This window comes from Photobacterium ganghwense, assembly GCF_003025595.1.
Taxonomy (GTDB): Bacteria; Pseudomonadota; Gammaproteobacteria; order Enterobacterales; family Vibrionaceae; genus Photobacterium; species Photobacterium ganghwense.
Map to the genome: position 1 here is coordinate 527907 of NZ_PYMI01000002.1, position 26914 is coordinate 554820.

The 26914-nt window shown below is 48.0% G+C and carries 22 protein-coding genes and 1 tRNA gene; 11 read left to right on the top strand and 12 right to left on the bottom strand.

The window, feature by feature from the left end; genetic code table 11:
* Positions 1–163: 163 nt before the first annotated feature.
* Both C9I92_RS08225 and C9I92_RS08230 read right to left on the bottom strand, forming a co-directional pair.
* The gene (locus C9I92_RS08225; RefSeq protein ID WP_047884750.1) at positions 164–2089 is read right to left on the bottom strand and encodes a RecQ family ATP-dependent DNA helicase; all 1926 of its coding nucleotides are present in this window, start codon (positions 2087–2089) and stop codon (positions 164–166) included.
* 263 nt (positions 2090–2352) lie between these two features.
* Complete coding sequence (locus C9I92_RS08230; RefSeq protein ID WP_428838598.1) at positions 2353–3942, bottom strand: methyl-accepting chemotaxis protein; 1590 nt, start codon at positions 3940–3942, stop codon at positions 2353–2355.
* Between the two features lie 402 nt (positions 3943–4344).
* On the opposite strand from C9I92_RS08230, the gene C9I92_RS08235 reads away from it, so the two are divergent.
* The gene (locus C9I92_RS08235) at positions 4345–5184 is read left to right on the top strand and encodes an isopenicillin N synthase family dioxygenase (RefSeq protein WP_047884749.1); all 840 of its coding nucleotides are present in this window, start codon (positions 4345–4347) and stop codon (positions 5182–5184) included.
* 199 nt (positions 5185–5383) lie between these two features.
* Complete coding sequence (locus C9I92_RS08240; protein WP_047884748.1) at positions 5384–5839, top strand: c-type cytochrome; 456 nt, start codon at positions 5384–5386, stop codon at positions 5837–5839.
* On the opposite strand, the gene C9I92_RS08245 is transcribed toward C9I92_RS08240, so the two are convergent.
* Complete coding sequence (locus C9I92_RS08245; RefSeq protein ID WP_053061780.1) at positions 5836–7047, bottom strand: YdcF family protein; 1212 nt, start codon at positions 7045–7047, stop codon at positions 5836–5838. The two genes, C9I92_RS08240 and C9I92_RS08245, sit on opposite strands and share 4 nt — an antisense overlap.
* A 207-nt stretch (positions 7048–7254) precedes the next feature.
* Here C9I92_RS08245 and C9I92_RS08250 point away from each other — a divergent pair, with 207 nt between their 5' ends.
* Complete coding sequence (locus C9I92_RS08250; RefSeq protein ID WP_047884747.1) at positions 7255–7650, top strand: VOC family protein; 396 nt, start codon at positions 7255–7257, stop codon at positions 7648–7650.
* Positions 7651–7702: 52 nt separating this feature from the next.
* On the opposite strand, the gene C9I92_RS08255 is transcribed toward C9I92_RS08250, so the two are convergent.
* The 3 genes from C9I92_RS08255 to C9I92_RS08265 form a co-directional block, all read right to left on the bottom strand.
* The gene (locus C9I92_RS08255) at positions 7703–9685 is read right to left on the bottom strand and encodes a flavohemoglobin expression-modulating QEGLA motif protein (RefSeq protein ID WP_047884746.1); all 1983 of its coding nucleotides are present in this window, start codon (positions 9683–9685) and stop codon (positions 7703–7705) included.
* On the bottom strand, positions 9669–10697 hold the full coding sequence (gshB, locus tag C9I92_RS08260) for a glutathione synthase (protein ID WP_047884745.1): 1029 nt from the start codon (positions 10695–10697) through the stop codon (positions 9669–9671). The genes C9I92_RS08255 and gshB overlap by 17 nt, the downstream gene beginning before the upstream one ends.
* A 115-nt stretch (positions 10698–10812) precedes the next feature.
* Positions 10813–11160 carry a MaoP family protein gene (locus tag C9I92_RS08265; RefSeq protein ID WP_047884881.1) on the bottom strand — a complete coding sequence of 116 codons (348 nt, stop codon included), beginning with the start codon at positions 11158–11160 and terminating at the stop codon, positions 10813–10815.
* Between the two features lie 162 nt (positions 11161–11322).
* On the opposite strand from C9I92_RS08265, the gene hdfR reads away from it, so the two are divergent.
* From hdfR to ribA, 4 genes are all read left to right on the top strand, one after another.
* Positions 11323–12183 carry an HTH-type transcriptional regulator HdfR gene (gene hdfR / locus C9I92_RS08270; RefSeq protein WP_047884744.1) on the top strand — a complete coding sequence of 287 codons (861 nt, stop codon included), beginning with the start codon at positions 11323–11325 and terminating at the stop codon, positions 12181–12183.
* Between the two features lie 360 nt (positions 12184–12543).
* Positions 12544–12702, top strand: coding sequence for a hypothetical protein (locus C9I92_RS25400; protein WP_169776019.1), 159 nt, complete (start codon positions 12544–12546; stop codon positions 12700–12702).
* 516 nt (positions 12703–13218) lie between these two features.
* The gene (locus C9I92_RS08275) at positions 13219–13371 is read left to right on the top strand and encodes a restriction endonuclease subunit S domain-containing protein (protein WP_373689519.1); all 153 of its coding nucleotides are present in this window, start codon (positions 13219–13221) and stop codon (positions 13369–13371) included.
* A 435-nt stretch (positions 13372–13806) separates the two neighbouring features.
* Positions 13807–14859, top strand: coding sequence for a GTP cyclohydrolase II (gene ribA / locus C9I92_RS08280; RefSeq protein ID WP_084712523.1), 1053 nt, complete (start codon positions 13807–13809; stop codon positions 14857–14859).
* 66 nt (positions 14860–14925) lie between these two features.
* On the opposite strand, the gene C9I92_RS08285 is transcribed toward ribA, so the two are convergent.
* Entirely contained in the window at positions 14926–15675 is a 750-nt protein-coding gene (locus tag C9I92_RS08285; protein ID WP_207104217.1) for a substrate-binding periplasmic protein, read from the bottom strand.
* 78 nt (positions 15676–15753) lie between these two features.
* On the opposite strand from C9I92_RS08285, the gene C9I92_RS08290 reads away from it, so the two are divergent.
* Positions 15754–18210, top strand: coding sequence for a response regulator (locus C9I92_RS08290; RefSeq protein WP_047884741.1), 2457 nt, complete (start codon positions 15754–15756; stop codon positions 18208–18210).
* A gap of 154 nt (positions 18211–18364) precedes the next feature.
* On the opposite strand, the gene C9I92_RS08295 is transcribed toward C9I92_RS08290, so the two are convergent.
* Together C9I92_RS08295 and C9I92_RS08300 are read right to left on the bottom strand one after the other, a co-directional pair.
* Positions 18365–18673 carry a hypothetical protein gene (locus C9I92_RS08295; protein ID WP_047884740.1) on the bottom strand — a complete coding sequence of 103 codons (309 nt, stop codon included), beginning with the start codon at positions 18671–18673 and terminating at the stop codon, positions 18365–18367.
* A gap of 351 nt (positions 18674–19024) precedes the next feature.
* Positions 19025–19942 (bottom strand): chemotaxis protein, encoded by a 918-nt coding sequence (locus tag C9I92_RS08300; protein WP_107193831.1) that lies wholly within the window; start codon positions 19940–19942, stop codon positions 19025–19027.
* 415 nt (positions 19943–20357) lie between these two features.
* On the opposite strand from C9I92_RS08300, the gene C9I92_RS08305 reads away from it, so the two are divergent.
* Positions 20358–22706 carry a glycosyl hydrolase family 18 protein gene (locus tag C9I92_RS08305; RefSeq protein WP_047884739.1) on the top strand — a complete coding sequence of 783 codons (2349 nt, stop codon included), beginning with the start codon at positions 20358–20360 and terminating at the stop codon, positions 22704–22706.
* A 123-nt stretch (positions 22707–22829) separates the two neighbouring features.
* Entirely contained in the window at positions 22830–23009 is a 180-nt protein-coding gene (locus C9I92_RS08310) for a hypothetical protein (protein ID WP_047884738.1), read from the top strand.
* 157 nt (positions 23010–23166) lie between these two features.
* Here C9I92_RS08310 and fhuF read toward each other — a convergent pair whose 3' ends face one another.
* Positions 23167–24057 (bottom strand): siderophore-iron reductase FhuF, encoded by an 891-nt coding sequence (gene fhuF, locus C9I92_RS08315; protein WP_047884737.1) that lies wholly within the window; start codon positions 24055–24057, stop codon positions 23167–23169.
* A 346-nt stretch (positions 24058–24403) separates the two neighbouring features.
* Between fhuF and C9I92_RS08320 the strand changes: the two genes are divergently transcribed.
* Positions 24404–24478 (top strand) — tRNA-Gly (locus C9I92_RS08320).
* A 549-nt stretch (positions 24479–25027) separates the two neighbouring features.
* Here C9I92_RS08320 and C9I92_RS08325 read toward each other — a convergent pair.
* Positions 25028–26044, bottom strand: coding sequence for a sulfate/molybdate ABC transporter ATP-binding protein (locus C9I92_RS08325; RefSeq protein ID WP_047884736.1), 1017 nt, complete (start codon positions 26042–26044; stop codon positions 25028–25030).
* A gap of 3 nt (positions 26045–26047) precedes the next feature.
* Positions 26048–26878, bottom strand: coding sequence for a sulfate ABC transporter permease subunit CysW (cysW, locus tag C9I92_RS08330; RefSeq protein WP_211263830.1), 831 nt, complete (start codon positions 26876–26878; stop codon positions 26048–26050).
* Positions 26879–26914: the final 36 nt, after the last annotated feature.

Below are 26914 nucleotides of genomic sequence, written 5' to 3' on the forward strand. Positions count from 1 at the left end.
CAGGCGTCGCTGTCTGCCTGACTGCCAGTGCTACTGACAGTTGACCCTCATAGGCTGTCGCCACTTTCAATTTTAGCTGTTTTTCCTTAAAAATTATGCAATTAGGTCTATACCAGATGCTAACGCCATGAAAGATGAAACAAACTTAGATGACGTTTTTCTTTCAGCTGGTATGCGGAAACAATGTTCGTACCTGTTCCAGGGTTTTTGCGAAAGGGTGCGCCTCCAGTTTGCCGAAGCCGCTCATTTGCCGCGCTTTAATTTGAGTGTGTAACGGCATGGCCATACCACACAAAAAGCGGGTTATGGCATGTGCGGATGGCGGGGTCGGGCATGCATCAATAAACGGATCACACCAGGTCTTCAGCAAGTTGTCGGATACCGGTTGTAGCGCATTGGGTGCCGGTAATTGGGCGACATTGCCACGGCAAACCGAGCAGTGACCACACTCGGTTGGCGCGTTGTGATCGGCGAAATAACCGGCCAGGGTGTGGCTGAGGCAGTGCTCATTTTCAAACAGGGCCAGCATGTCTGCCAGTCGTTTAATCTCGCTTTGCTCTTTGGTTTTGAACAGTTGATACAAGCGTTCTGTCAGTTGCTCGGGATCAAAGTGCTGTTGGCATACCCGGTACACATCGGTCATTTGTTTACTTTCCAGCGTGATCCAGCCTTTTTCGCTGAAATAATCAATGGCTGCGACAACACGCTTTCGTTCCGCCCTGGCGGTATGCCACAACGCGTCAAAATCGACGGTATGCCAGGTGCGTGCTTTAGGCGAGCAGGCAAAAATCTGGCGGACAAAGGTTTGGCGTTCCCCCTGAAAACTGTTAACGACGAGGGTTTCATCAACCAACAGTTTGAATCGGTAATCTGCAAAATAGGTGTACTGCGGCTCAATGATGCTTTCAATTTCAAGGTAGACCAGCAAGGTTTTCAGCGGCAACAGGCGAATATTGACGGTTTTGGATAACCGGTTGAGCATCACTTCCCATTGCTGGGGGTGAGCCTGAATCTCGTTCAGTACGGCACGGATGGCGGAACGATCCGGGGTGTCACCGTAGACGAAGTTTTCCAGCACATTCATCCCACTCCGATCTGCCAGCAGTACGCACTCAGACCGCAAACCATCCCGGCCGGCACGACCGATTTCCTGGCTGTAATTCTCGATGGATTTAGGCAGATCAAAGTGGATCACTTTGCGGATATCCGCTTTATCTATGCCCATGCCAAACGCGATCGTGGCGATGATGCAGTGATGCCGGCCGGACATGAAATCCTGCTGAATCTGCTGGCGTTGTTCGCTGTCCATACCGGCATGGTAGGCGGAGGCCTCATAGTTGTGTGCTTTTAGCCAGTGAGCGAGATCTTCGGCGGTTTTTTGCAAGGTAACATACACAATTGTAGGTAACCCCGGAGTGTGGTTCAGTACCTCAAGTAGTTGCGGGTTTTTACTCTCGGCTGAGGCCGGGGTAATCGCAATGTCCAGATTGGGGCGGTAAAAACCGGTGATGACAATATGCTGTTTTTCAATGGCAAATTTGGCACACATGTCATCTATCACGGCCGGTGTTGCCGTGGCGGTCAGCAACAGCACCTGCGGAATGTTGAGATCGGCGCGGTGCTGAGGCAGTTTGAGGTAGTCAGGGCGGAAGTTATGTCCCCACTCTGAAATACAGTGTGCCTCATCAACCACCAACAGAGAAATGGGGACTTGTGAGATAAAATGCCGGAAACGCTCGTTATTCAGCCGCTCGACGGAGATCATCAGCACTTTGATCTCTCCGGCTCTGACGGCTTGCATGACGCGCTGGCTGTCTTCCCAGCTCTGGCTGGAATCAATAGATGCCGCCGGAATTCCCTTGCTATGGAGAAAATCGAGCTGATCTTTCATCAGCGCGAGCAAAGGGGAAATGACCAGAGTCAGATGGGGTAATTCCAGTGCCGGGAGCTGATAGCACAATGATTTGCCGGAGCCCGTTGGAAATATGGCTGCTGACGAGTGGCCATCAAGAAGCTGTTTAATCACTGTTTCCTGACCTGGTCGCAGCGAGTCAAAGCCGAAGTAGTGTTTCAGATTGTGCAGATACATAGAGAGCTGTGAGGTAAGTTGCCGTAAGCCGGATCATAGCGAATTCGGACTGAATTACCCAGCCAGAGGGAAAAAATAGCGGATAGATCGCATCCCTCTGCGCCATCAGCGCCTGCTACTGTCTCAAAACGAGAAGTGGCATGCCTGCGCGTAGGCATGCCAGATGATAGCTGAGCGTTAAGACATCTCGGATGGTAAACCGAACTATCGCACCTTATGAAGGCAAGTCTTTGATATTGAAGTGCTCAAATAAACACCAAAGGTTAGCTACGGCTCTCGTTGAAGCGGTACGCCAGATGGTAAAACTCATCGACCCGGGCTTTCAGGATGGCACTGCTGTTTTCCACCTGAGTCACTTCATCCAGATTCTGATGGGAGGTGGCGGCAATCGCATGAACATGCTGACCTGTTTGTTCAGACAAGGTTTCCTGCTCCGCTGCTGATGAGCTCACCTGTTCAATCAGTTGATTGATTTCTAGCATGTTGGTTTCGACTTCCTGAATGGCCCTCACCCCGGCTTCTGCCAGTTCAACACAGGCATTGGTATCATCGCGGTTGCGTTCAATCAGTGATTGCCAGTTTTCAATGGTCGCCAACATATGGTTGATACTGGTTTGAATCTGTTCGGTCGCAGACTGGGTTCTGGATGACAGGGCTCGAACTTCATCGGCAACAACGGCAAAGCCTCGGCCATGCTCTCCGGCGCGGGCAGCTTCAATGGCAGCGTTCAGCGCCAGCAGGTTGGTCTGGTCGGCAATGCCACTGATTTCATACATGACAGAGCTGACTTTCCCGGCTTCCTGGCTTAATTGACGGGTTGCTTCTGTTGCCTGTTCCGCTTGCTCGGCAAGGTGGCACAGGCTGGTTTGCGTGGTATCTAAATGCTGGCGAGTCTGCGCGCAGTGATTGCGCGTTTGGTCCAATAGAATTTGGCTGTTGTTGGCATGTTCAGCTACGGTGCGGGCTGAGCCTGAAATATCGTCCATTGCATTTGCCACGTGCTGGATGTTGTGATTCTGCTCCGTGATCGCGTTGCTGACACGGCTGGCGGAATCATTCAGTTCATCGGCCAGGCCGTTGAGCGGCGCGACAGCATCGGTCATTCGACCCAGCACAGTGCGGATACGCGCGGATGCCATCTTGAGGTGGTAATCAGCCACTGAGAAGGGGGGCTTACCGGAGAAAATGAGGCGGCTGATACTGTCATACTGGGATTTCAGTTTGTTAAGCCGTGTGGGAGTATCCAGTAGTTCGTTACGGAAAAACAGTGCCAGAGCCGTAACCGGCGCGAGAGATAACCAGGTTTGTGCTGTCAATCCATCGTTATTCAGACTGGCGATGAATGGTGCTACGCAGGCCAGAGCCAGTAGGCTGTACTTGAAAGCTGGGGGAATAGAGAGCTGAAGTGAGCTGCTATTTCCTTCTGTTTTCAATAAGTGCTGATACGCCTGCTTGGCAGAATGGACCATTTCTGGGTCAGGTTTCACTCTGACTGACTGATATCCGGTGATCTTACCCTTGTCATAAAGTGGGGTGATATAAGCATCGACCCAGTAAAAACCTCCGTTTTTGGTGCGATTTTTCACCATGCCCCGCCATGCATTGCCAGCTTTAAGGCGTGACCACAAATCGCGGAAGGCGGCTTTTGGCATGTCCGGGTGACGGATAATATTGTGGTGTTGTCCCTGCAGTTCTTCCATGGTGTAGCCGGACACACGACAAAACGAAGGATTACAATAGGTTATAACACCATTTAAATCCGTTGTTGATACCAGTTGTTCACCTTCGGCGAAGGTTACTTCCTTGTCACTTTCTTGAGCAAATATAGAAGTCGGAATATTTTGAGCTGACACGACAATTCCTTTTTTATTGTCTTGTTATTTATGCGCGCATAAAAGCACATTGTTATTATGGATATCAATATGTTAACGGATAATTTGACAGTTTTGTTAAACCTGAAAGTCAAATGTCTAATAAACCATCATATTTGTCGGTGTTTTTTGCGGGTGGTGTCAGAATGTGAACGGGGTGTGTCAGTCTTGGTGTATTCAAGGAGCATTTAAACGATGCGGGAACGGAAATGTTTCGAAATGTTTGGCGATACGTCACCGCTGGTCTGAGCTTGTGTTTCCTGCTGTAAACAGACTGTTTCTGAATGAACTGTGTTTCTTAGAGCCAACAACCGATAAAATTATGCGCAACCGATTACGTCGGAATAATACATTCAAACAGTCAGCCTAAAAGATATCTTGACCATGAAATTGGAAGCAGTCGATTATAACGCCGAAAATGCCGCTGAGCTTTTCGTTGAATCCCTACGTACGACAGGTTTCGGTGTGCTGAAAAACCACCCGATTCAGCAGGAACTGGTTCAGTCTATTTATGACAACTGGCACCGATTCTTTAATACCGAAGAAAAGGAAAACTTCCGTTTTAACGTAGAAACGCAGGACGGTTTCTTCCCATCAGAAGTGTCTGAAGTGGCTAAAGGTCACACCAAGAAAGACATTAAAGAATATTTCCACTATTACCCATGGGGTCAGTGTCCGGCAGAGTTGAAAGACGAGCTGCAACGCTACTACGATGAAGCCAATAAGCTGGCTGGCGAACTGCTGGCATGGGTTGAAAATCATTCTCCAGCTTCTGTGTCTGAAGGCTATTCGCAGTCTCTGTCGAGCATGATCGACGGCAGTGATAAAACGCTGTTGCGCGTGCTGCATTATCCGCCGCTAAACGGTGAAGAAGAGCTGGGAGCGATTCGTGCGGGTGCCCATGAAGATATTAACTTGCTGACTGTTCTGCCATCCGCCAACGAGCCGGGCTTGCAGGTACAGACCAAAGAGGGTGACTGGCTGGATGTTCCTTGTGACTTTGGCAACCTGATCATCAACATTGGCGATATGCTGCAGGAAGCGTCGGGTGGCTATTTCCCGTCGACGACACACCGTGTTGTCAACCCGGAAGGGACGGATAAAACTAAAGCGCGTATTTCGCTGCCGCTGTTCCTGCACCCGAAACCGGAAGTCGTCTTGTCTGAGCGCTACACTGCCGATAGCTACTTGATGGAGCGTCTGCGTGAGCTGGGTGTGATTTAATCTTATCTATAAACTGAAAGAGCCAGCCGGTGTGCTGGCTTTTTTTTTGATGAATATCAATCAACCTGCCACAAATCCGCCGATTCCCCCTCTGCCTCTTCCATTTTCATCTGCCGCATTGGCTATGCCAACTACACTTAACAACGTTGACATAATCATTGCGCTGCCGTCAGGCGGGCAAAAAAGAAGGAGTGGTGTGATGAAATCGGTTCTGACAATCATTGCCTTGAGTTCGCTGTTGCTGACAACAGGCTGTGAGCCAAATCAGCGGGGCAATACCCTTTCTTTTACCTTGCCGCAGGGGAACGCTCAACGTGGCGAACAGCTATTTGAAAAATATCAATGCCTTAGCTGCCATACGATGGAAGGTTATGAACGGCCTGAAGTCCTGGATGAATCCGGTGTAAGTGTTGAGCTGGGCGGGCGTGTACCGAAATTGAAAACGTATGCCGAGCTGGTTACATCGGTCATCAACCCTTCCCACTCCATCGCCCCCGGCTATGATGTTCAGGAAGTCACGCATTCTGGCGAATCCATTATGCCAAGTTATAACGACGTGATGACAGTAACGGATTTGGTCGACCTCATTACTTTCCTCGAAGCGAAGTATGAACTTGAACCGTATGAGTACACCACTTACGGTAAGTACCGTTAATCGCATTGGATACTGACTCGGAATGCGTGCATGCCCATGGCCTGAAGTGCATCAATGTAGCAATTCAGGCGGGTTTGCCCTTCAGGAGGATAAGGATGAGCACGGTCTAGCTGATTCTGCACAGCAATATGATCCAAGTGGATCTGGCTGCCCGTCGTTCTCAGGGCGTGGTTGTCGCTGGTGGCGTATTCAGCGTCCGGTGCCGCAGTCGAGTCACAATCCGAATGCTGCGCCTGCAAAATGTCTCCAACTATCTGAGCTCGATGCACGTGGTCTGCGGTGCTTAGCAATGTCGCATGCCGTATGCCAGCTTGCAGTAACAGCGGTAAACTGAACCGAAGATTCTCTATCGTGTTTGCAGACTGAGATTCTACTAAGAGTCGCTGCGGGCTGACCCCTTGTTGCGACAACCAGTGAGCCATTCGTTCTGCTTCGCTCATCCCTTGCTTGGCCAATCCACCACTGACCAATATCTTACTGGTTGGGTAACGTGTTGCCAGTTGAAGCGCTAATGCAAGCCGATTCAGTAGTCTCGCGGACATCGACCCATCGGCATTAAGTGTGTGTCCCAGAATAACAAACGCATGTGCTGAAGATGCTTCCAATGACGAAGCCCGCCATGATGAATATGACAATGATGAACATGGCAATGATGAAGATGACAACGAACTGATTCTCTGAGAACTATCGGGTGTCTTTTCTGAGATATCCGTCAGGTAGCGGACGGGTTGTGCCAGACATCGATTAAGTATTTCCAGCGAGCGGTTAAGAAGCACAGCAGGTGGGGCGTGATGGTTTGACTGGTACAGCGAACTGGGAGAGTTTTCAGCCAACTGATGCTGATACCATCGGCTCAACATCTGCTGACCGGTTGCATGGTGCCAGACCGCAAGGTAGCACAGTATGTCTTGCCGTTGTTGCCGGGTAGCGAGCGGTAATGCCTCTGCATACAAAGACAGGGCGCTTGAGAGTCGGCCCTGAAACGTTTTGATGTTGGCCAGTGTCAGCAATATATTGCAACGCAGTTTATCATCCAACGGGGTTGGATTGGATTCATTCAGGGCCTGATAAAGATAATAGGTGGCTACGGCCAGGTTCGATTCTGTTTTGTCCTTGAATGGGTATTGAGAACGGTTTGGGCTGTAGAAGGCGGCACTTGCCTGCTCAAGGTACTTGTTCAACATTGCATTGGCGGCAATGGCAGGCATCGAGAAACTTCCTGTTGAATGATAGCGTGAAAGTGTACGGATTATATTCTGGGCGCTGAATATCCTACTGACCGAGGCTAAGTAAAGGAATGCAAATGCCCGGAAAAGTCGACATGTTCGTCACAATATTTGCTTTTTACGTCTTTAGACGGCTCGCCTTGAACTAAGGTTAGAAAACGCTTTTTCATCACGAAAGAGGAACTGACAATGAGCAATGCGTTCGAGCAACACGGTGCCTTCAGTTGGTCTGAACTACTGACCGATGAGCCGGAGAAAGCCGTGGAATTTTATACCAAAGTGATTGGCTGGGAAGCGGAGGCAATGTCGATGCCGGAAGGGACTTATTATGTCCTGAAGGCAAACGGTCAGCCGGTTGGCGGTATCATGGGAAAACCTGACGGTTATCAGGATATACCGAATCACTGGGGGACGTACATTACCGTAGCCGATGTGGATGAAACGCTGGCAAGTATTACGGCTGCTGGGGGGAGTGCCGTGTACGAGCCGATGGAAGTACCGGGAGTCGGGCGAATGTGTGCTGTCAGGGATCCTCAGGGTGCGGTTGTGTCGATTATCACTTACGAAGCCAGGGATTGTGAGTAGTCTTACTCAAGATGAAAAGACCGCCCTGAGGCGGTCTTTTTGTCAGTCCGAATTACTTAATGCTGTGCAGCATGTAATCGATGATAGGGTCGTCATTGGCCTTCATCGCCAATGCTTTTGGCAGATGAGTCGGTTTGTTTAAGATCTCCCGGGTGATTAGCTCATCCAGTAGTGGCTTAAATTCAAAACCGGTTTTGCCGACAAACAGTGAAGTCAGATCTTCCTCGGCGTAACTTTGCAGCGCATCCTTTAGCCCTTTCAGGTAGAGGTAGTCTTTGGTGAAACCACCGCCACGATACGCGCGAGCCGTAATCGTAAAGGCCAGGTTATCACTCAGGTTGTAGTTATGCTTCAGAAGGTGGAACGTTTCGCTGAAGCTCTCACCACGCACCATCATGTCAACCGCAATTACACGCAGCGCCAGAGTTTTCAGACGATGCAGCGGGAAACTGCCGGACAGATGCTCACACAAAATGGCAAGACCTTCCTGAGTATGGGTGTTACCCGGCAGACCCAGTTTCAGTACTTTAAGCGGCTGCAAGTCAGCGTTAGCACTGGTAACCAAGTGGACCCCAAGCTCATGGTGAATCAGCGCATTCAGATCCTTCTGGTTAAACTTGCTGGCAAGGTTAACCTTGATAACTCTGCCGCTGACCATCGCACGGGCAATTAGCTGCTTCGAGCCTGTTACCTTGCACTTCATGCCATACTCATCAGCGGCAACTTTGAAAGCCTGAATGGCTTCTTCAGCACTGATGGTTTCTGCTTCCGGCGTATTGTATTCGCTCGCATGCAGAATAAAGTTGGCATTGGCAATGTCTTGAGCGTCCGGCTGACCGTAGTAACGCAGCGAGTTATACAGGAACTCATCGCGGCCGATGCTGGTCAGCAGGTCAATACGTACTGCCAGCTGATCAATGACCTTACGGTACATCTGCTGAATATCCGCATCACGAATATCTTCTACCGGCAGGCGGTATAGTTGCTCGCGGAACTTATACGGGTCCAGATCCAGCTGACGGTAAGTGAACGTCGGCTCATAATCGTGCGGACGGTGCAAGAACCGGCGCTTTTCCTGCTTCAGGTTCAGCGGGTTGATATAGCTCAGCGTATTGACGCCACGCGCAATTGTGTACAGCTGGCGATCCAGTTTCAGCACTTCTCGTGGCAGACGAGAAGCCAGAACGTGGCTGCTGGTCAGCTTTTTCACTTTGGTGCGACGCAAAATCGTTTCGGCGGCGTGCTCACTCAGCGCGGTTTTCATGGCGGCTTTCAGGGTTTCGATCACCAGCGGGTAACTTTCCCCGCGGCTCTCATCCATGTAAACCTTTTTGATTTCCAGCGGCAGGATCAGGGTATTACGGAAGTTCGCTTTAATGAAACTTGCCTGATAACCCATGCCCATGAACACGTCATTGTTTTTAGCCGTAACATTAATGTTCGGTAACTCAATGGCGTCCAGCCCTTTCAGGAAACTATCAATTTCTTTACGCCAGCGGCGCGTATTGACCTGCTTGGTACCCAAATTGAATACCGGGGTATCGCGTTCAATTCGCTGGTAGTTATAGGAATGAACATCATAAAGCAGGCACAGGCCAAAACGCGTTTCCAGTGTATCAACCAGACACGCCAGAATACGGTAATAACAGTTGTGCTTCGCCAGTGAGGTTGAACGCTCAGAATCTGTCAGAGGCTCGGCCCATACCGGCTTGCCCCAGGCTTCTTCGTAAATACAGTTATCCGGCGCGCGGTTTAGATCGTATTCGTAACGGGAATCTTCACCTTGCAGCACGATTGGCAGAGATGAAATAAAGTCCCCGGTGAATGGATCTTCTTCGTAGTAGCGTTCATCCTCATTGAGCAAGCACTTAGGGATCAGGTCACCGCGCAGGCGGTGACCGTGATGGATGGCAGTTGCAATATAAGGCTGATACTCACTAATCCGAATCGTCAGACTCCCGTCCGGCAGTTGAGCCTCAAACGGGATTTGTTGCTGGATTCTGTCCAGCACTTCTGCTTCAGAAAGTTGTAGCATCGGCAATTACCTGTCGGAATTCGTTTTTACGTGCAATGCTAACTTCTTTAGCAGTGACTACGGTTTCAACAAAATCAATAACCTGAGCCTGAAGTTTTGTACGGTTCAGGCGGTTAATACGGGTGATACCACCAGGGCTGAGTACGTTAACTTCAACCAGTTTACCTTTGATTACGTCCAAGCCGACAAAGTACAGACCATCGCGAACCAGTTTTGGACCAATGTGCTTACACAGACGCAGCTCTTGCTTCGTTAGTGTATGTTTCACTTCTTTACCACCGGCATGGATGTTCGAGCGGACATCACCCTGAGCAGGAACACGGCGCATTGCACCAATGGGTTCGCCGTTCAGCATCATGATACGCACGTCGCCTTCTTCCGCGCCCTCAATGTAATCCTGCAGGATCACATAGTTCTTGTCGTCACCGATGTAGAAGTCCAGCAGAGATTTCACACTTGATTTTGCGCTTTTCTCTACCAGGATCACACCTTTACCACCGTAACCATTCAGCGGTTTCAGGATCATGCGCTCGTTAGGGTTTTCTTCCAGGACACGTTCCAGGTAGTCACGGTTCTTTGATACGTGAGTCGCTGGAATAAATTCGTTACCCGGATCTGGCAGTGAAGTCGTGTACAGTTTGTTGTTTGCAACACGTAGGCCATCAATGTCATTAACAATGAAGGTCTGGTCACGAACAGAATCCAGGAAGTTCAGTGCCATGGTATCCAGTGGCGGGTTGGCACGCATGAAAATTACGTCAAACCCGGCCAGAGGTAGCTGTGCTTTACGGAACTCGGCCTTACGGTAGAAGCTGGGGATGTTCGCGGAAACTTCACCCTGTTTCAGAACGTGGCAGAATGCGATAGCAGTGCTGTGGCGCATGGTCAGGTTATTTGGAGTTGTAATGGCTACCGTGTGACCACGCGATGCGGCTTCATGGATCAGGCGCAAGGTTGAGTCATTTTCTGGCTCAACTTTGCTCCACGGATACATAACAAAACAAATTTTCATAGCTGTTGCCTATTAGCTGTCATCAATTAGACAGGTTATAAAAAAACGTAAGCCATCGCACAACAGTGGATGGCTTACCGGTTTGACTTAATATTAGCTGGTTAAGCTGTGTGGCTTAGATGTCCAGGTCGGAATCGTTATCCACATCGTCATCTTCGTCGAAGCTACTGCTTGCTTTTCGCTGTGATACGCACAGAGTATAGCTTCGAACTTTGTTTGTGGTTTTATTTAGGTATTTCGTCCAGCATTTTGCAAAGCTGGAGGTAATTTCCTGCTTACCGCTGAGTTCGGCCAGGAAGAATTTTTCTTCATCGGATTCTGGCTCGATAGAGCCGTCGATGAGGCCGCGCATGGTACGACCATAGTTTTCAAGGATCTGAGCTTCGCTGACGGTAAAAACACCAGAACGGTTGAAGCCTCGTGGGAAATTTTTATCGTCGTAAAATTTACCTACACTTCTCATTTGATATGCTTCCAGACGAAATTTGCGATGATATTCTTTCAGAGTTGTGCTGTTGTAAAACAAATATTTTTACTTGTTACGATAAGAAACATTGATTAATCTATGTCTCTAAACTGAGATACTATCGCTGTTTTATCTTCTTCTTCGTTATAGAGAACGCTAGTGGATACCGAACTACTCAGAACCTTTCTTGAGGTCACAAAAACCCGCCACTTCGGACGGGCGGCAGACAATCTATTCCTCACGCAGTCTGCTGTCAGTTTCCGCATTCGCCAGCTGGAATCGCAGCTGGGTAATGAGCTTTTTTCTCGTCAACGAGGCAACGTCCATCTGACCGCTGCCGGTGAACGCCTTCAGCCTTATGCAGAAGCGATTCTGCAAACCTGGGGACGGGCGAAGCAGGATGTTGCCCTGAGTAACAGTCTGAACCAACAGATTACGATTGGTGCTTCTGCTTTATTCTGGGAGTTTGATGGCATTTCTGATTGGGTTAGCCGTATCTATCGTCACGTTGAAGGCTTGGCATTGCGCCTTGAGTCTGTTCCTCGTCAGAGTCTGGCCAAACAGCTGCTGGACAAAACCATCGATGTCGCGATTACCAGTGAACCGCCGAAGATTGAAAATCTGCATGTGACAAGAGTGCGCGACTTTCAGTTGCAGTTGATGGCAAGCCACCCGAACTGCACGCTGGAGCAGGTGATGTCGAAGCCATTAGTGTATCTGGACTGGGGCACGCGTTTTTCGATGGAACAAAGCCGTATTACTGAAATGCAGAAAACACCGATCATGCACACTCACTCCAGCCGTATGGCGATGGAGTTTTTACTGAGCAGTGACAGTGTCGGCTATTTACCTTCTCCGGTCGTCGCGCAATGTGTTCAGGAGGGGCGTTTGCATCCTGTCATTGATGCTCCGATCATGGAGCAATCGTTGTACTTAGTTTGGCGAGAGGACAGCGAAAAACTGGACATGTTAGAGGCACTGCTCACCGTGCCGTTTAACCAGATTATCGAAAGTCTGTAAAAAAATAGCCCACCTAATAATCAGTGGGCTATGCTTTTTCTGAACGAGAAGTTTTATTTATCGTAACGAGAAAAATATCTCGTTGTACAGAAAATGCCGATTTCTCCTATGCTCCGAATATCCCCTGTATTAGGGGGATGGGTATAAGAAAAACCTGATGTACATCACAAATGGCATTTTCTTTTTGATAGCAGCCTTACTATCCTGTACCGCTCTTTTGGTCTTTAGTATTTCTGTCATAATCAAAAAATACACTTCAGTTTCAATAGGCAACGGCATTCTGTTTATGTCTGGAATGGTTGCTGTTGTTCAACTAACCTGTATATGTTACTTACTCTGGAATAGTTTCAGGAAACAGCTATGGCTAAGTTAGATCAAAAGTTTTCTAAACGGTCTAAGTCAAAAGACAAATTTGATATTGAAGACGAATTTTCGGACTTCAATCAACAATCAAGGAAGAAGAAACGCCGAACTACACGTCACCGCGACGAATATCCGGAGTATGACGACAGTTATTGATTTTGCTTGAAGTATGAATGCCAAGGGTGCCGACAGGGCACCCTTTTTTGTTTTGGCATTTTTGTGACTGATTTTCCTTCCACGACAGCTGTTCAGGCCTCTGCTCTAGAGTTGCAATGTAAATTGTCTGGAAGCGTTGAGCGGCTGTTGTAGTGTCAAAACAACGGACTGAAGCCAGCGCCTCTTTCAGGATACACATTCTTATACGCTTGCTTTTCTCCTATTGCATATCATTCCTTCTTTTTATTTCGTCTATTATAGCTGCATCTTGTATCGCTACGTCTTGTATAGCTATGTCTTGTACAGCTGCGCCATGTCTGCCGCCGATTGCCTGTAGCTTTTTCTACGTGCAATTCTCGCTAAGGCTGTCTGTGTGAACCAGAAGCTTACGTTGCAAGCTGTCACGGTGTCTGATCAACATTTCTCTATTCTTATGATGTATACTGTGGCCAGTTGTCTGGTTTAGATAAAAGGTAATACCATTTTATGTTTGAGAATCTGAATATCCCTGAGGGGATGGAGAAAGAGCCTGAATTGCCTATTCCTACGTTGGAAGAGCAAAAAGCCATTGTGGCAGAACTCAAGCGCCTGGAAGACGCTGGTGAGCTGACGCCAGAAGTTCTGGAAGCCTTTATGACCGGTAAGAAAACACCGGGTCAGGAAAGCTGATTCTCAGGTTGATAGCGCCTGAGGTGAGTTGGGTTGACGTATGGTTGAATCGTGTATCAGTAAATTGATACTGAAGTGCAGGGTGCGTAGCTGATGAATGTCTTGATGATTACCGTCAAAATAACGTCACGCAATAACTGGTTAGTTCCAACGCGTTAATCTCACTGAGTTTAAAACCTCAAATAAAAAGCGGTGTCTTTAAAGGCGCCGCTTTTTATTTGTCTTTAGGGGGTTGGAATAGCCTTGATTAAGGCTGAGTACTATAAATTTCACTAAATAATGTTAATTAACTGTCATTTTTATTAGGACAAAAAAGTGCAGTCTTCAATTGCGAAGCTATCCTTTTAGCTATACTTATCAGTATCGGTTTTAAGACAGGAGTAATGAATTAACTGATAACGGAGTATTCATAGTTTATCTAATGGAGTGAGATGAATGGTTGAGGAAATTCAATTTTACGAGCCTAACGATGCAAATGGCTTTTTGTCCAATTTTGCGGCAAGCCCTATCGAATTAGGCGGCGTCATTTGGCCTACCAGTGAACATTATTATCAGGCGCAGAAATTCAGTGATCCTGAAATACAACAGCAGATACTTCATGCCGCTACTCCAGATGAAGCTTTTGCCTTGAGCCGCTACTATGAAGACCACGTCAAAGCTGACTGGGTGGACGTTCGTCATGCTGTTATGCGGTATGTGGTCTTTGAAAAATTTCGTCAGAACACTCGCTTGGCGCACTTGTTGGTCAGCACCGGCGATAAGATGCTGACCGAACATTCCCATAAGGATCCTTATTGGGGAGATGGCGGCGACGGGAGCGGGCAAAACGAACTGGGTAAAATTCTGATGGAAGTGAGGGACCATTTTGCTGAGCGCGAACCTTACAATCTGGTGCATTTTGTTGACAGTGCCAAACTGCCGACCCAGTGGGGCACATTTCAGATGTACGGGTTTATCGAACAAGCTACCGGAAAAGAACATCTGGCGTTGGTGTATGGTCAGCTTAAAGAGAATGAACCCCCTCTGATCCGTCTTCACTCTGAGTGTCTGACCGGGGATGCTTTGTTCAGCGCCCGTTGCGACTGTGGCTTCCAACTGGCCCGCGCGATGCAGAATATTGTAGAAGCCGGGAATGGGGTGCTGTTCTATCTGCGACAAGAAGGGCGTGGTATTGGCCTCATCAATAAAATTCGGGCCTATCATTTGCAGGATGAAGGCGCTGATACCGTGGAGGCGAATGAGGCGCTGGGGTTTGCTGCTGATATGCGTGATTACTCTTTCTGCCGCGGTATGCTGAGCTTCCTGAATATCAAATCCGTGAAGCTGATGACGAACAACCCACGAAAAGTTAAAGCATTGGTAAAAGCGGGTATTAATATTTCAGAGCGCGTACCACTGCAAGAAGGAAATAACCCGCATAATCAAGGTTATTTAAAAACCAAAGCGAAGAAGCTGGGACATATGTTCGATTCCTCGTTTATTGATTAGAAAAAAAGCATAACCATCAATGTTGTGGTTATGCTTTTTCTTTTTTGCCCGTCTGGCTAAGGGGGGTTAATAATACTTTTGGATAATATCGTTAATGGTTCCGGCCGTTTTTAATTCTTTCAGGCGCTGATTAATAAAGGTTTCGAGTTTTGGATCCATCAGCGGGTCAAAAGCCAGGTAGATAGGATAATCGGGAATGACGGCACCAAAAGGCTGAATATCATATTGATCGTCATCCAGATGCTGAATATTCATGTTATAGCGAACGCGTGATTCCATTTCGACAAACGTAGCATCGCCGGGCAGTTTGTGAATCACGCGAAAAGCGGCCCCGTAATCTTTAACCCTGAGTTCTTCGACAGTGCCGTTATTGATGTAAGGAAGCAGTTGAGGGTAGTCAAAGCCATGAAGTAGTACTACGACCTTATTTCTGATGTCTTCAATCGTATTGAACTGAAAAGGCTTTTTATGACTGCTGACCAGTACATGGCGAACATTGTAAATTGGCTCTGCCGACAGGTTATCGGCCTGAACGCTGCCCCATTCAGGGCTGCCGTACGTGATCCAGTTGGGTTCGCCTCCGGCTTCGAGCAACGAGATCATGCGATTGAACGGGTAAGTATGATACTCAATTTGATAATCGCTATTACTAAAAACAGCTTTGACAATGTCGGTAACTATACCTGAGTGTTGATTGTGATCTTCGATTTGAAATGGGGCTGCTTGTTTCGCAATCACATAGTAATTGATGACCTTACCGTGCTCGGCCAGTGCAGGGAGAGCGAACAAAGTAAGGAGGGGTAACAGCTTTGTCATTATATTTTCCTTACCAATCATAGAGTAAATCCGTCTACTATTATGGTAGTAAAGGATATTGAAGATGCGAGTTTAAGGATGGACAAAACGCTTCAACCATCACACAAAAAACGGAGCCTCAGCCTGTCAAAACAGCTATTGCTCTGGATCACACTGCTTAGTGTGTTATTTACCGTGCTGACGACCGGATTAAGCCTTTATGTCGATTATCAGCAGGAACTGAATGAAATTCAGAAGCGCTTTGATGAAATCGAAAAAAGCTATCTTTCAAGTCTGACAGCCAGCTTATGGGTTGAAGACCGAGAGCAACTGAAAACCCAGGCTGAAGGGATTATGAAGTTACCGTCAATTTCCTACTTGAGGATCAATGACGGGTTTGATGACATTGTTGAGTTGGGCAAACCTTTTACATCAGCCATGCTTGAGCATGAGTGGAGGATGACTCACACAGCTATCAATCGGACGTATGAATTAGGCAAAATTATCATTCACTCAGATTTGAGTGTGGTGTATCAAAACTTATGGAATAAATTTCTGCTGCTGCTTATTGGGCAAACGTTACAGATTTTTGTGCTGTCGGTGTTTATTCTTTTGGTGACCTACCGGTTAGTGGTGAAGCCTCTGACGGATATGTCCCATGCCGTTACGCAGTTTGACGAAAAAAACGTCCCCACACCGCTGACATTACCTCATCGCTGGTTTAGAGATGAAATCTCTATCCTTGCCCGCCAGTACAACAAATCGGTGAATCAAATTCGTGAGAACTACCAACAACTGGAAGAAGCCCGTAAATATGCAGAAGAGGCCAATCTCAAGAAAAGCGAATTTTTGGCCAATATGAGCCATGAAATTCGAACCCCAATGAATGGCATCATTGGTTTATCCGGCCTGATGCGGGACATGGATATGCCCGCAGAGCAGAAAGAATACATCAATATGCTTCATACCTCTTCGTTATCCTTGCTCGATTTGATTAACGATATCCTCGATTTTTCCAAGATTGAAGCCGGTCGCCTAGAGCTGGAATCCATGCCGCTGAACCTGTTTGAGCTGAACAAGGAAGTGGAATCCCTGTTCAAAGTTCGGGCCGCTGAAAAAGGGCTGGCCCTGCGTTGCACGGTAGACAAGCAGGTTAGCCCGTTACTAATGGGGGATGCCACCAAACTGCGTCAGATCCTGAACAACCTGATCAGTAATGCGGTTAAGTTTACCGCTTCTGGTTACGTTCATCTTCATATACAGCATCTTGAGGAGCTGCAAGACAGTCACCGGATTCAGTTTGAAGTAATTGACAGCGGGATTGGGGTTCCTGAGGAGATGCACGAAGCTATTTTTGAAAAATTCCGTCAGGCCGACGGCAGTACCACCCGCAAATATGGAGGTACGGGGTTAGGGCTGGCAATATGCCGAGAGATGGTCTGGCTGATGGGCGGAGAGCTGAAAATTGTCAGCTCAGCAGGGAAAGGCAGTCGTTTTTATTTTGTGCTGGATTTGGCGAAAAATGTAAGTCATCAGGTAGCCGATGACAGAGATGTTCTGAACGGCTTACGCGTTCTGCTGGTGGATGACAGCATGCTCAATATGCGAATAACGTCGTCTCAGCTCAATGCCTTTGGTGCGACGGCCGTCAGTTGTGACGACGCTGCTTGTGCAGCAGGTATGGTTAATGAGGCTATCGTTGCTAATGCGCCGTTTGATATTGTCATCATTGATAAGGTAATGCCAGAAATGGATGGTTTCCAGCTTGCTCATCAGCTTAAAACGACATTTGGTGAGAATTGCCCGAAAATGATGATGATTTCCGCTGCACCTGATGTCGGCGATGATAAGCGAGCCCGGGAGGTGGGTGTCGGGGGCTTCCTGGCCAGACCGTACAAAGAAAGTAATCTCAAATGGGCAGTGCAGCAACTGGCTGCTTTCCGAACGCAGTCCCTCTCCCCGGCAACACTACATAACGATAACGATAGTGCTACACAGGTTCCGGCTACACCTAAGCCATCGGAAACAACGCCGGAAGGGTATTTCCGTTCATTGCTTAATGAGCCTGGCATGCCCATTCTTACTGAAACCAACCCTCAGGAAAGTCCTGTCCATTCCAGTGCAGGTATAGACAGGGCTGAGAAAACAAACGAGCAGCCAGTGTTGGTGAAAACATCAGTCATGGTTGTCGAAGATACCATGATCAATCAGAAGGTATCGAAAATGATGCTGGAGAAATTGGGCGCTGAAGTCACTATTGCCGAAAATGGCCAGGAGGCGATTGAAGCCTTCAAACGTGCTCATTTTGATCTGATCTTCATGGATTGCCAGATGCCGGTGTTAGACGGTTTTGAGGCGACGAAGGCGATTCGGCTGCTCGAGAAAGAAGGTGAACACATACCGATAGTTGCCTTGACGGCAAATGTTATGAAGGAGGAGCGGGATAAATGCCTGGCGGCTGGTATGGATGATTTTGTTTCAAAGCCTGTCAGCCAGACTACATTAAGGCAAAAACTGATTCAGTACACACCGGGCAAAGTGGTGACAACCGATTAAGATCGCCACCAGCAGTGGCCGTTTATGTTAGGGTTCGATTAAGTGTGCAATCTGCCTTGTTCAGTAAGGCTTTGCAACTATGGTCTTAGCATAAGGATATGCCCTTGCCGTAAGAAGGCATCGCATCCCGGGTGCGTGAATCTGTTTAATCTACTCAGGAAACCTGGAAATCGTCAGCCAGTTCATTATCTGGCAGGTTGTACAGATTGACTGTGACGGTCAGTGTTTCTTCACTGGTGTCTTCGGTAATGTCTTCAATCACGTAAAAATCACTACTTTTATGTTTTAGTGAGTCGTCAACCAGTATCAGCAGACTGTCATTAATATTGCCGGTTATCTCTACCGTTTCGACAAGTTCAAATTGCCCATATTCCAACTCCGTCGGTGCCAGAAGCTCCGGAGTGGCGTGTGCAACAGTGGAGAGGGCCAGAAGGGAAAATGCGGTCAAAGTTTGCTTAATCATAGCTATTTGGATCTTGCTCGTAACAGAGAAAATGAATACGGATCTACTTTGCCATGCGGGTGTTTCTGATTGTCAAATGGACGTCAAAAAGTAAACTTTTCTCCCGCAGTAACGAGAAGAGCCGCCCGAGCATCAAAATCGAAAATGCTGGAAAAGTTGAAGCTTACTATTCCCCGTGTATCACTGACAGCGAAAGCCAGATAGGAATGGCTTAAAACGAAGCGCTACTTACGAGGAACCAAGACATGTGTTCTCAGGTGCGGCAACAAGTGTTTGGGCATCGATAAAAAGGGAAGCTTAGCGGTAGCCGTCGTCTTCCCTTGGAAATGTGTGTCGTGAGAGAAACGGATATTAGGCGCGCTGTGCATCCGGCTGATTAACTTTGATTTTTTCTGCCCCCCTCAGCATGGCGTGAATCAACTCATTGGCTTCAAACTTGGTCAGGGCTTCATGCGCCCCCACCTGGTGCGCCTGAGAGACACTGATCTCACTGGACAACGAAGTGTGCAGAATAATGTAGGCCTGATTCAGGCGCGGGTTGTTTTGAACCTCGAAGGCCAATTCATAGCCATCAAGCCCCGGCATTTCGATATCACTGACCAGAATCTCAAATGGCGCGCCAGCATCAGCTGCGTGCTTGAGCATCTCGAGGGCATCACTGCCGGTTGTGGCTATGAAATAAGGGATTGAAATACTGTCCAGTGCTTGTGACAGTTGGCGCCGGGCAACGGCAGAGTCATCGACCAGCAGAATTTTCAGTGGGCGAAGAATCTCTCGCTCAATGTCAGTCAGTACCGGGTGCAAGCTGCCTGGAGCATCAGGAAAGACTTTTGACAGCAACAGCTCTACGTCCAGCAGTTGAATCAGCTTGTTTTCCACCGTGGTGACCCCGGTGACGAACACATGTTTACCCAGGGAGCTTGGTGGAGCATCAATATTATGCCAGTTACATTCTGTGATTTTATCAATTCCGCGTACCAGGAAACCCACCAGCATCCGGCGGCAGTCGGTGATAATGATGTAACAGTTTTTCAATTCATCCGGCTGTAAGGGAGGATAGCCAACGGCTTTTGCCATATCAATCACTGGAAGCGTTTCACCGCGCAGGCTGGCCGCCCCCAGAACAGTAGGGTGAGAATGAGGAATGACCGTCAGTGGGGTATAGGGAACAATCTCTTTCACTTTTAACGTACCAATCGCAAATGTCTGCAATGGCGTTAAATGAAAAAGCAGCATGCCTTGCGACTGATTGGTGGCTGATTTGATCATTCGGCAGTCCCTTTTTTACGGAAAGTTAAGCTCAGCAGCGCCGCAAAAAATGTCAAAGGCGCTGGATTGGTATCTTTAGCAACTATAGTAGCTTTTTATAGGGGAGGGAGGGAAGGAAGTTATTGAGTTTTAGGTGATTAAATGGACACCCACGCTAAATCGAAGGACAGAAAAGTCGCAATTTACGGCTGCGGCAAGAGTCATTGAGGTGACCGGAAACTTTGAGCCTCTGGCTAACTATCTTGTTACATTTACATACTTTTCACAGAATGCTTTGAGTTGACAGCAAAAAAGTGAATTCACATTTCGCGTGTCAAAAAAACTTCGCTAAGACTTATGGAGTCTTTTTTGGTTGTGCAAAAAATGCCCAACCAATTCTGCCAATAACATGACTTCAACATTAGTGGAGAACAACATGCAAAAGGGATTACGTCTGAGCAAAATCGCCGGGGCGATGGCTGCAATGCTGATGGCTGGTGCCACCGCAAATGCTTTCGCTGCGCCAACTCATGACAAAAACGTCATTGGTTATATTACTCAGTGGGAGGCCTGGAAAGGCGCAGATGCAGGCTTTTCTGTCAAAGGTGAGGCGACCCATCTCAACGTTAATATGGATATTTATTCTATCCTGAACTTCTCCTTCTTTGGTGTCGCAAAAGATGGTTCTTTGCACAGCGGTGATTTACGCAATAAGAACATTTATCAGCCGGGTTCAGTGCAGGAGCCGGGTCCTCTGCTACACCCTGATGTGTACTCAAGCTGGGACTTCCACATTCTTTGGGGTGAGCTGGAGTATGTACACCAATTCCCTGGAAATGAAGCCTGGGAAGCTGAGCAACTGCGCAAGGTGCAGGAGCAGGGCTTCGTGAAAGATGGCAATGGCTGGCTGCACACCCCTTCCGGTGTGAAAGGGCAGATGCCAATTCCACTGAAAAAAGCGGGTGGTGCACCGGGCTTGATTGACCTGGCGCATCAGAAAGGGGTGAAGGTCATGGCTTCTCTGGGTGGTTGGAGCATGTCCAAACACTTCCCTGAAATGGCCGCCGATCCGGTGAAAAAAGCCCGTTTCCTTCAAGATATTGATAAGGTGATGGCACTGGGATTTGATGGTATTGATATTGACTGGGAATACCCAGGTACCGGCGGTATGAACTTCCAGGGCAATCCGGAAGATTATGCGAACTTTGAACAGTTGATGGAAGACATCCGCGAGCGAATTGGCCCTAATAAGCTACTGACTGCCGCATTCTCAGCATCAACGGCGAAACTGGAAGGTTACAACTGGCCTCGTCTGGTTGCGTCAATGGATTACTTCAACATGATGACTTACGACCTTAACGGTGGTTGGTCAAATGTTGCAGGTCACAATGCCCCTCTTTACCCATATCCGGAAGAAGAGTTCCAGGGGTTGAACCTGGATCACCTGAAAAACTGGATGGCAGCCAAGGGGATTCCATCGAACAAGATTAACTTTGGCGCAGCGTTTTACGGACGTGGCGTACAAACCACAGAAGCAACCGCATACGTGGGCGCGCCGACTGACAAACGTACGGTCAATTTCAGTGTTGATGGCCCGACAGAGTCGGCGGTAGATTTGGATAACTGGCAAGTATTTGAAGGCCAGCCAAACTACAACTACATCATGAAAGCACCCGGCTGGCAGCACATGTGGGATGCCAATGCTGAAGTGCCTTACGCAGTGAAAGGAAAGTATTTCCTGAGCTACGACGATGTACCGGCTATTGAGAAAAAGGCTCAGTACATTGTTGATAACAACTTGGGTGGTGTGATTGTCTGGCAGGTACACGGTGACATTCAGTGTGAAGGGACTTTCATCAACTACGGCAGCAAGCTGAAACAATGTACCAAATTGAGTTCACCATTGGCAGAAGCCATTGACCGCGTATTCACTCAGGGTACTACCCCTAATGCGACCCCAGTGCTGATTGCTCCAGGGACTCAGGCGGCAACTTCCGGTCAGGTGATCAGTTTTGAGGTCTCTGCGACCGATGCCGATGGCGATGCGTTAGCATTTAGCGCCACCAATGCAACGATTGTTGACAATGGTAATGGTACTGCGACGGTGACTTACCAGGCCCCCAATACTTCGCTTGATCTGCAAGACAGCATCACCGTAAAAGTATCTGATGGTCGCAAAGCCACGACGTCTGTTGTGGTTGTTAACATTAAGGGCTCAGGGCAGGCAGGCAATACTGCTCCGTTACTGAATGCGCCAGCAACGGCTACTGTTAACAGCGGGGAGTCTGTGGTGATTTCTGTCTCTGCTCAGGACGCGGATGGCGATACGCTGACTTTCACCGCTTCGGCAGGAACAGTTAGTAATACGGCATCAGGGGCTGACATTACATTCGTTGCACCAGTAGTTACGGCGGATACGAACGTTAATTTGATCGTCACCGTTTCTGACGGTCAGTTTGAAGCAACCTCAACAATTGCCGTAACGGTGAAGGCTGGCAGCACCGGTGGTGACACAACTTGGGATGCTAATCAGGTTTATACCGCAGGTGACACGGTTTGGTTTGAAGGCGTACAGTACAAAGCCAAGTGGTGGACGAAAGGTGAAAAACCAGGAACCAGTTCGGTATGGGAAGCGGTAACAGCCGCTGGCGCTAATGAGTGGAGTTCAGCGACAGCCTATACGGGTGGCGAAGAAGTCATTTTCAACGGCCAAAATTACCGTGCCAAATGGTGGACTCAGGGTGATCAACCTGGCAACACCAGTGGTCCTTGGACTCAGCTATAATTTCCGTAATCTGCATCTGTAACTTAGCCCGGCCTTGTGCCGGGCTATTTGCATTCAGGAAAAGTTGGTGTGGCGCCACTATAGTTAAGGGGTGGAGAGGCAATGCGGAGCTAAGGTGATCAAATGGAACTACGTAATAAATCAGGTGAAGTAGCGAAATTGGCTGACAATTTAACGTTGAAAGAAATCGTGGATATGGGCTTCTCGCTGGATATTTGTGATGAAGCTTATGATCCAAATGAACATTGGAAAGTGAAAGGTACTAAGCCAAAAGGCCATCAGGGAGAATATCCTGAAAAGTAGGGTACGATATTCATTCGGACAGCACATCAGCTCATCTGGTCAGGCATAGATATCATGCAGTCGTCGTAAACCCTATGCGACATAAGATACCCTGACGAGTCATATGGCGTTAACCATCCTATCTTTATCAGAAAGCCAGCCTCTGCTGGCTTTTTTGTTACTTCGCGATTTTTTTCCCTGCTTGTGGCGTCTTTCCTCGGTAGTGGAGCGGGCAGTCTCCACATTTTGTCGTCGCCGGGAGCTGGTGGCGAAGGCAGCATGCTATACGGGGTGTTGGTTCCTGGCTTTCCAATTTTATGGTTCGCCATAGTGGGTGCGGGATCGTGCCCAGGTTTGGTGAATTAAAAAGTTGTTGCCGGCAAAAATGTTGTTCATCGTCGGAAAGTGACAGCTGGCCTAAATACCAGTGAATGATGTAACCAGCATGACTCCAGTGCAGTTTCGCCGCCACAGGAGAAAGGGACGCTAGCCTATCAACCATTGGTGCAAGCAAGTCGGTTAATAAAGACTCTATCTGTTTGATCGGAGATTTCAGTTTTTGACAAAGTGAGCCTTGCGAGAAGGTTGTAGTAAGGTTCAGTGGCGCATGCATGTAAACGGGTTGACTGATTTCGATGAAGAAACGTTCTGGCCGCCCGCTGTCATGTGGACGCAGCCAAACCAACTCTGGCGACCAATTCGCCTTTAAATGGGATGCGAAAGACCAGTACATCAATGGGGGAACAAGTAACCCAAAAAACCACTGGCTCCACATGGAATGCAGTGCTTTCGTGTCTACACCATGAACAGTCCCGCGTCGCTCCCGAAGCTTTTCATTGTTATCACTTTGAGCTGCATAGTCTCTTGCAAACTCGTCAATCAGTGAAAAATAAGTGTCTTGCTGCAAGAGTTGCTCAATATTCAACACATTTTCGCCATGCCCGGAAGGTTGAGCGGGAATCGCTGTTAAATGTTGCGCATAAAAAGGGGCATGTTCAGCCAGCTCGGCATTTAAACGATCACACAGCGCCGCTTGAGTGGCTGGTTGGATGAGGTTGATGGCGTTCATTGATTAAGGTCTCACTCATACGCAATTGAACGGCAGAGCCGGTACCAAAGCAGGGAGACAATATCACGGCGAGCAATAAATGGAAATCATTATCATTGCTGTTTGCGTGACTTGAGAAGGCGAGATCTCTGAATAACGTACCTAGCGTCAGGGACTTAAATCTACCTAGAGATTGTCAGACGGATAAAAAATAGGTGTGTAGAACTGTATTTTTGAGCGTTTTTAATACAGGTGAATAATAATTTTGTGATTTTGTTCACAACCTTGCCGCGAATACTTTTATTCATCCAATGATGTGACATTATGAAGCGGTCTTACCGATGCAGAGCGCTTCGCTCAATCATTTGCGGGCATCGTATAATGGCTATTACCTCAGCCTTCCAAGCTGATGATGCGGGTTCGATTCCCGCTGCCCGCTCCAAGTTTTTTCTCTAAGTAAACTTCACATATCTACTTGAAATTAATGCGCTTAATGGCGCTTAATGGCGTGTTTTGGCGTGTTTTGGCGTGTTTTGGCGTGTTTTGGCGTGTTTTGGCGTGTCTAGCGTTATGCTGGTAATGGCTGCAAATTTGCGCTGTGGCCAACTTGTGACCAGAATGGTGTCCACTGTGTGTTGTTTCCATGTGGAAAATGATGGGCTCAGTAAACACCATTAGCCATTCACTCGACTAGTTATCAGCTAAATATGAGTAAAACTAACCATTCCCTTCTTGCTGAAACGCGAACCGTTCATCAACAGAAGCATTAAGGGAGTCTCACGAAGTATTGATTTTTTCTAATGTCAGTGTGAACCAACCTTAAGGTCATGGATTCTTGAGGGATTTTGTGTGAACGATTGTTAATTTTTAAATCATTTTGAATGAAAGCCAATAGTGGCGTTTTTGAATATCATTAAAAAATGAGAGAGCTTCCAGATAGCCCGACGGTTTAGCCGCGCGCAGGGTGCGTCGCGGCCAATATCAAATGACATCAGGCAAATTGCGATACTTTTTTGGGTACCAGCCACACTTCATCAGCCGGTTGAATCAAGTTGATGATTGGGTCATGGCTGGCCAGTTCCACCTCCACCAATTGTTGTGGGGCATGACTGTATGTTTCTAAACGTATGATGTTACCTAACGGAAGCTTACGAACGACGTTGACCGGCATCCCATGTTCTTGAGGCTCGGTATGTACGTTAAAGTCGTGTGGCCGGCAGTACAGCTTATTCAAGGCGTTTTCGTTTCTGGTGAAGGTGTATCCCCGGTCAGCGGCATAAATACGGTTTGATGAACCTACAAACTGGTACACAAATTCTGTTTTTGGTGCATGATAAATTTCTTCCGGTGTACCAATTTGCTCTATTTGTCCTTTGTTCATCACCACAATGTGATCAGCGACCTCCAGTGCTTCTTCCTGATCGTGGGTAACGAACAGGCTGGTAATGTGCAGCTCATCATGCAGTTGGCGCAACCACCTGCGTAATTCCTTACGCACTTTGGCATCCAGAGCACCAAAAGGCTCATCCAGCAGCAATACTTGCGGCTCAATCGCCAGTGCCCTTGCCAATGCCACGCGCTGACGCTGACCACCAGATAGCTGTGCAGGATAGCGATCGGCTAACCATTCCAGCTGCACAAGTTCGAGCAGTCGGTTGACTTTTTGCCTGATGGTTGTTTCATCTGGGCGGGTCGCTTTGGGTTTGGCGCGCAGACCGAAGGCAACATTTTCAAAAATGGTCATATGTCGGAACAGCGCATAATGTTGAAACACAAACCCAACCTGGCGCTGTCGAATGTCCAACCCTGAAACGTCACGCTTATGGATAGTAATGGTGCCAGCATCGGGACGTTGCAGACCGGCGATTACTCTTAATAAACTGGTTTTGCCACAACCGGAAGGGCCAAGCAATGCCACCAGCCCGCCGCTGGGAAACTCGATGCTGACGTTGTTCAATGCGGTGAATTGACCAAAATGTTTGTACAGTCCTGAAACTTGAATGCTCATAAATTACTTCTCCCGGTGCTGGTTTCTTTGCAAAATTTCTTTGATGACAAGGGTGACGATCGCTAATAACGCGAGTAAGGAGGCACAGGCAAATGCCGCGGTGAACTGATATTCGTTGTAGACCACTTCAACATGCAGCGGCAGCGTGTTTGTTAAGCCGCGAATATGGCCGGAAACGACAGAAACCGCACCGAAATCCCCCATCGCACGTGCGTTACACAAAATGACGCCGTAAAGCAGGGCCCATTTGATGTTGGGTAACGTAATACTGTAGAAAATCCGCCAGCCAGAAGCGCCTAATACTCTGGCGGCCTCTTCCTCATCGGTCCCTTGTGATTGCATTAATGGGATCAGTTCACGGGCAATAAACGGGAAAGTGACGAAAACCGTTGCCAGGACAATACCAGGAACAGAAAACACAATCTGAATCCCCGCACTTGCCAGTGCATCGCCAAACCAGCCTTCACTGCCGAACAGCAGAATAAAAATCAGGCCGGCAATGACGGGGCTGACGGAAAATGGCAGATCAATCAATGTCATCAGCAGACGTTTACCTACAAATTCAAACTTGGTTACCGACCAAGCAGCAGCTAAACCAAATATCAGGTTTAAAGGCACAGCAATGGCAGCAACGAGCAGAGTCAGTTTGATGGCTGACAGCGCATCCGGTTCTGTGATTGAGGACAGATAGACATGCCATCCGGAACGGAACGCTTCATACATCACCATCAAAAGGGGCAGAATGAGGGTGGCGGTCACAAACACCAACGCGATGGTCGTTAAAGTTGTTCTTACCCAGTTCTGTTCGGTTATTGCTGACGGGTGCACCTTCATCGTCGGTCTTGGAGAAATAAGAGATTGAGTCGTGTT

Bases quoted from the DNA above. Each gene is read 5' to 3' on its own strand.
- C9I92_RS08225 (WP_047884750.1), bottom strand. From the start codon at position 2,089: ATGTATCTGCACAATCTGAAACACTACTTCGGCTTTGACTCGCTGCGA.
- C9I92_RS08235 (WP_047884749.1), top strand. From the start codon at position 4,345: ATGAAATTGGAAGCAGTCGATTATAACGCCGAAAATGCCGCTGAGCTT.
- C9I92_RS08240 (WP_047884748.1), top strand. From the start codon at position 5,384: ATGAAATCGGTTCTGACAATCATTGCCTTGAGTTCGCTGTTGCTGACA.
- C9I92_RS08245 (WP_053061780.1), bottom strand. From the start codon at position 7,047: ATGCCTGCCATTGCCGCCAATGCAATGTTGAACAAGTACCTTGAGCAG.
- C9I92_RS08250 (WP_047884747.1), top strand. From the start codon at position 7,255: ATGAGCAATGCGTTCGAGCAACACGGTGCCTTCAGTTGGTCTGAACTA.
- C9I92_RS08255 (WP_047884746.1), bottom strand. From the start codon at position 9,685: ATGCTACAACTTTCTGAAGCAGAAGTGCTGGACAGAATCCAGCAACAA.
- gshB (WP_047884745.1), bottom strand. From the start codon at position 10,697: ATGAAAATTTGTTTTGTTATGTATCCGTGGAGCAAAGTTGAGCCAGAA.
- C9I92_RS08265 (WP_047884881.1), bottom strand. From the start codon at position 11,160: ATGAGAAGTGTAGGTAAATTTTACGACGATAAAAATTTCCCACGAGGC.
- C9I92_RS25400 (WP_169776019.1), top strand. From the start codon at position 12,544: ATGGCTAAGTTAGATCAAAAGTTTTCTAAACGGTCTAAGTCAAAAGAC.
- C9I92_RS08275 (WP_373689519.1), top strand. From the start codon at position 13,219: ATGGAGAAAGAGCCTGAATTGCCTATTCCTACGTTGGAAGAGCAAAAA.
- ribA (WP_084712523.1), top strand. From the start codon at position 13,807: ATGGTTGAGGAAATTCAATTTTACGAGCCTAACGATGCAAATGGCTTT.
- C9I92_RS08285 (WP_207104217.1), bottom strand. From the start codon at position 15,675: ATGACAAAGCTGTTACCCCTCCTTACTTTGTTCGCTCTCCCTGCACTG.
- C9I92_RS08290 (WP_047884741.1), top strand. From the start codon at position 15,754: ATGGACAAAACGCTTCAACCATCACACAAAAAACGGAGCCTCAGCCTG.
- C9I92_RS08295 (WP_047884740.1), bottom strand. From the start codon at position 18,673: ATGATTAAGCAAACTTTGACCGCATTTTCCCTTCTGGCCCTCTCCACT.
- C9I92_RS08300 (WP_107193831.1), bottom strand. From the start codon at position 19,942: ATGATCAAATCAGCCACCAATCAGTCGCAAGGCATGCTGCTTTTTCAT.
- C9I92_RS08305 (WP_047884739.1), top strand. From the start codon at position 20,358: ATGCAAAAGGGATTACGTCTGAGCAAAATCGCCGGGGCGATGGCTGCA.
- C9I92_RS08310 (WP_047884738.1), top strand. From the start codon at position 22,830: ATGGAACTACGTAATAAATCAGGTGAAGTAGCGAAATTGGCTGACAAT.
- fhuF (WP_047884737.1), bottom strand. From the start codon at position 24,057: ATGAACGCCATCAACCTCATCCAACCAGCCACTCAAGCGGCGCTGTGT.
- C9I92_RS08325 (WP_047884736.1), bottom strand. From the start codon at position 26,044: ATGAGCATTCAAGTTTCAGGACTGTACAAACATTTTGGTCAATTCACC.
- cysW (WP_211263830.1), bottom strand. From the start codon at position 26,878: ATGAAGGTGCACCCGTCAGCAATAACCGAACAGAACTGGGTAAGAACA.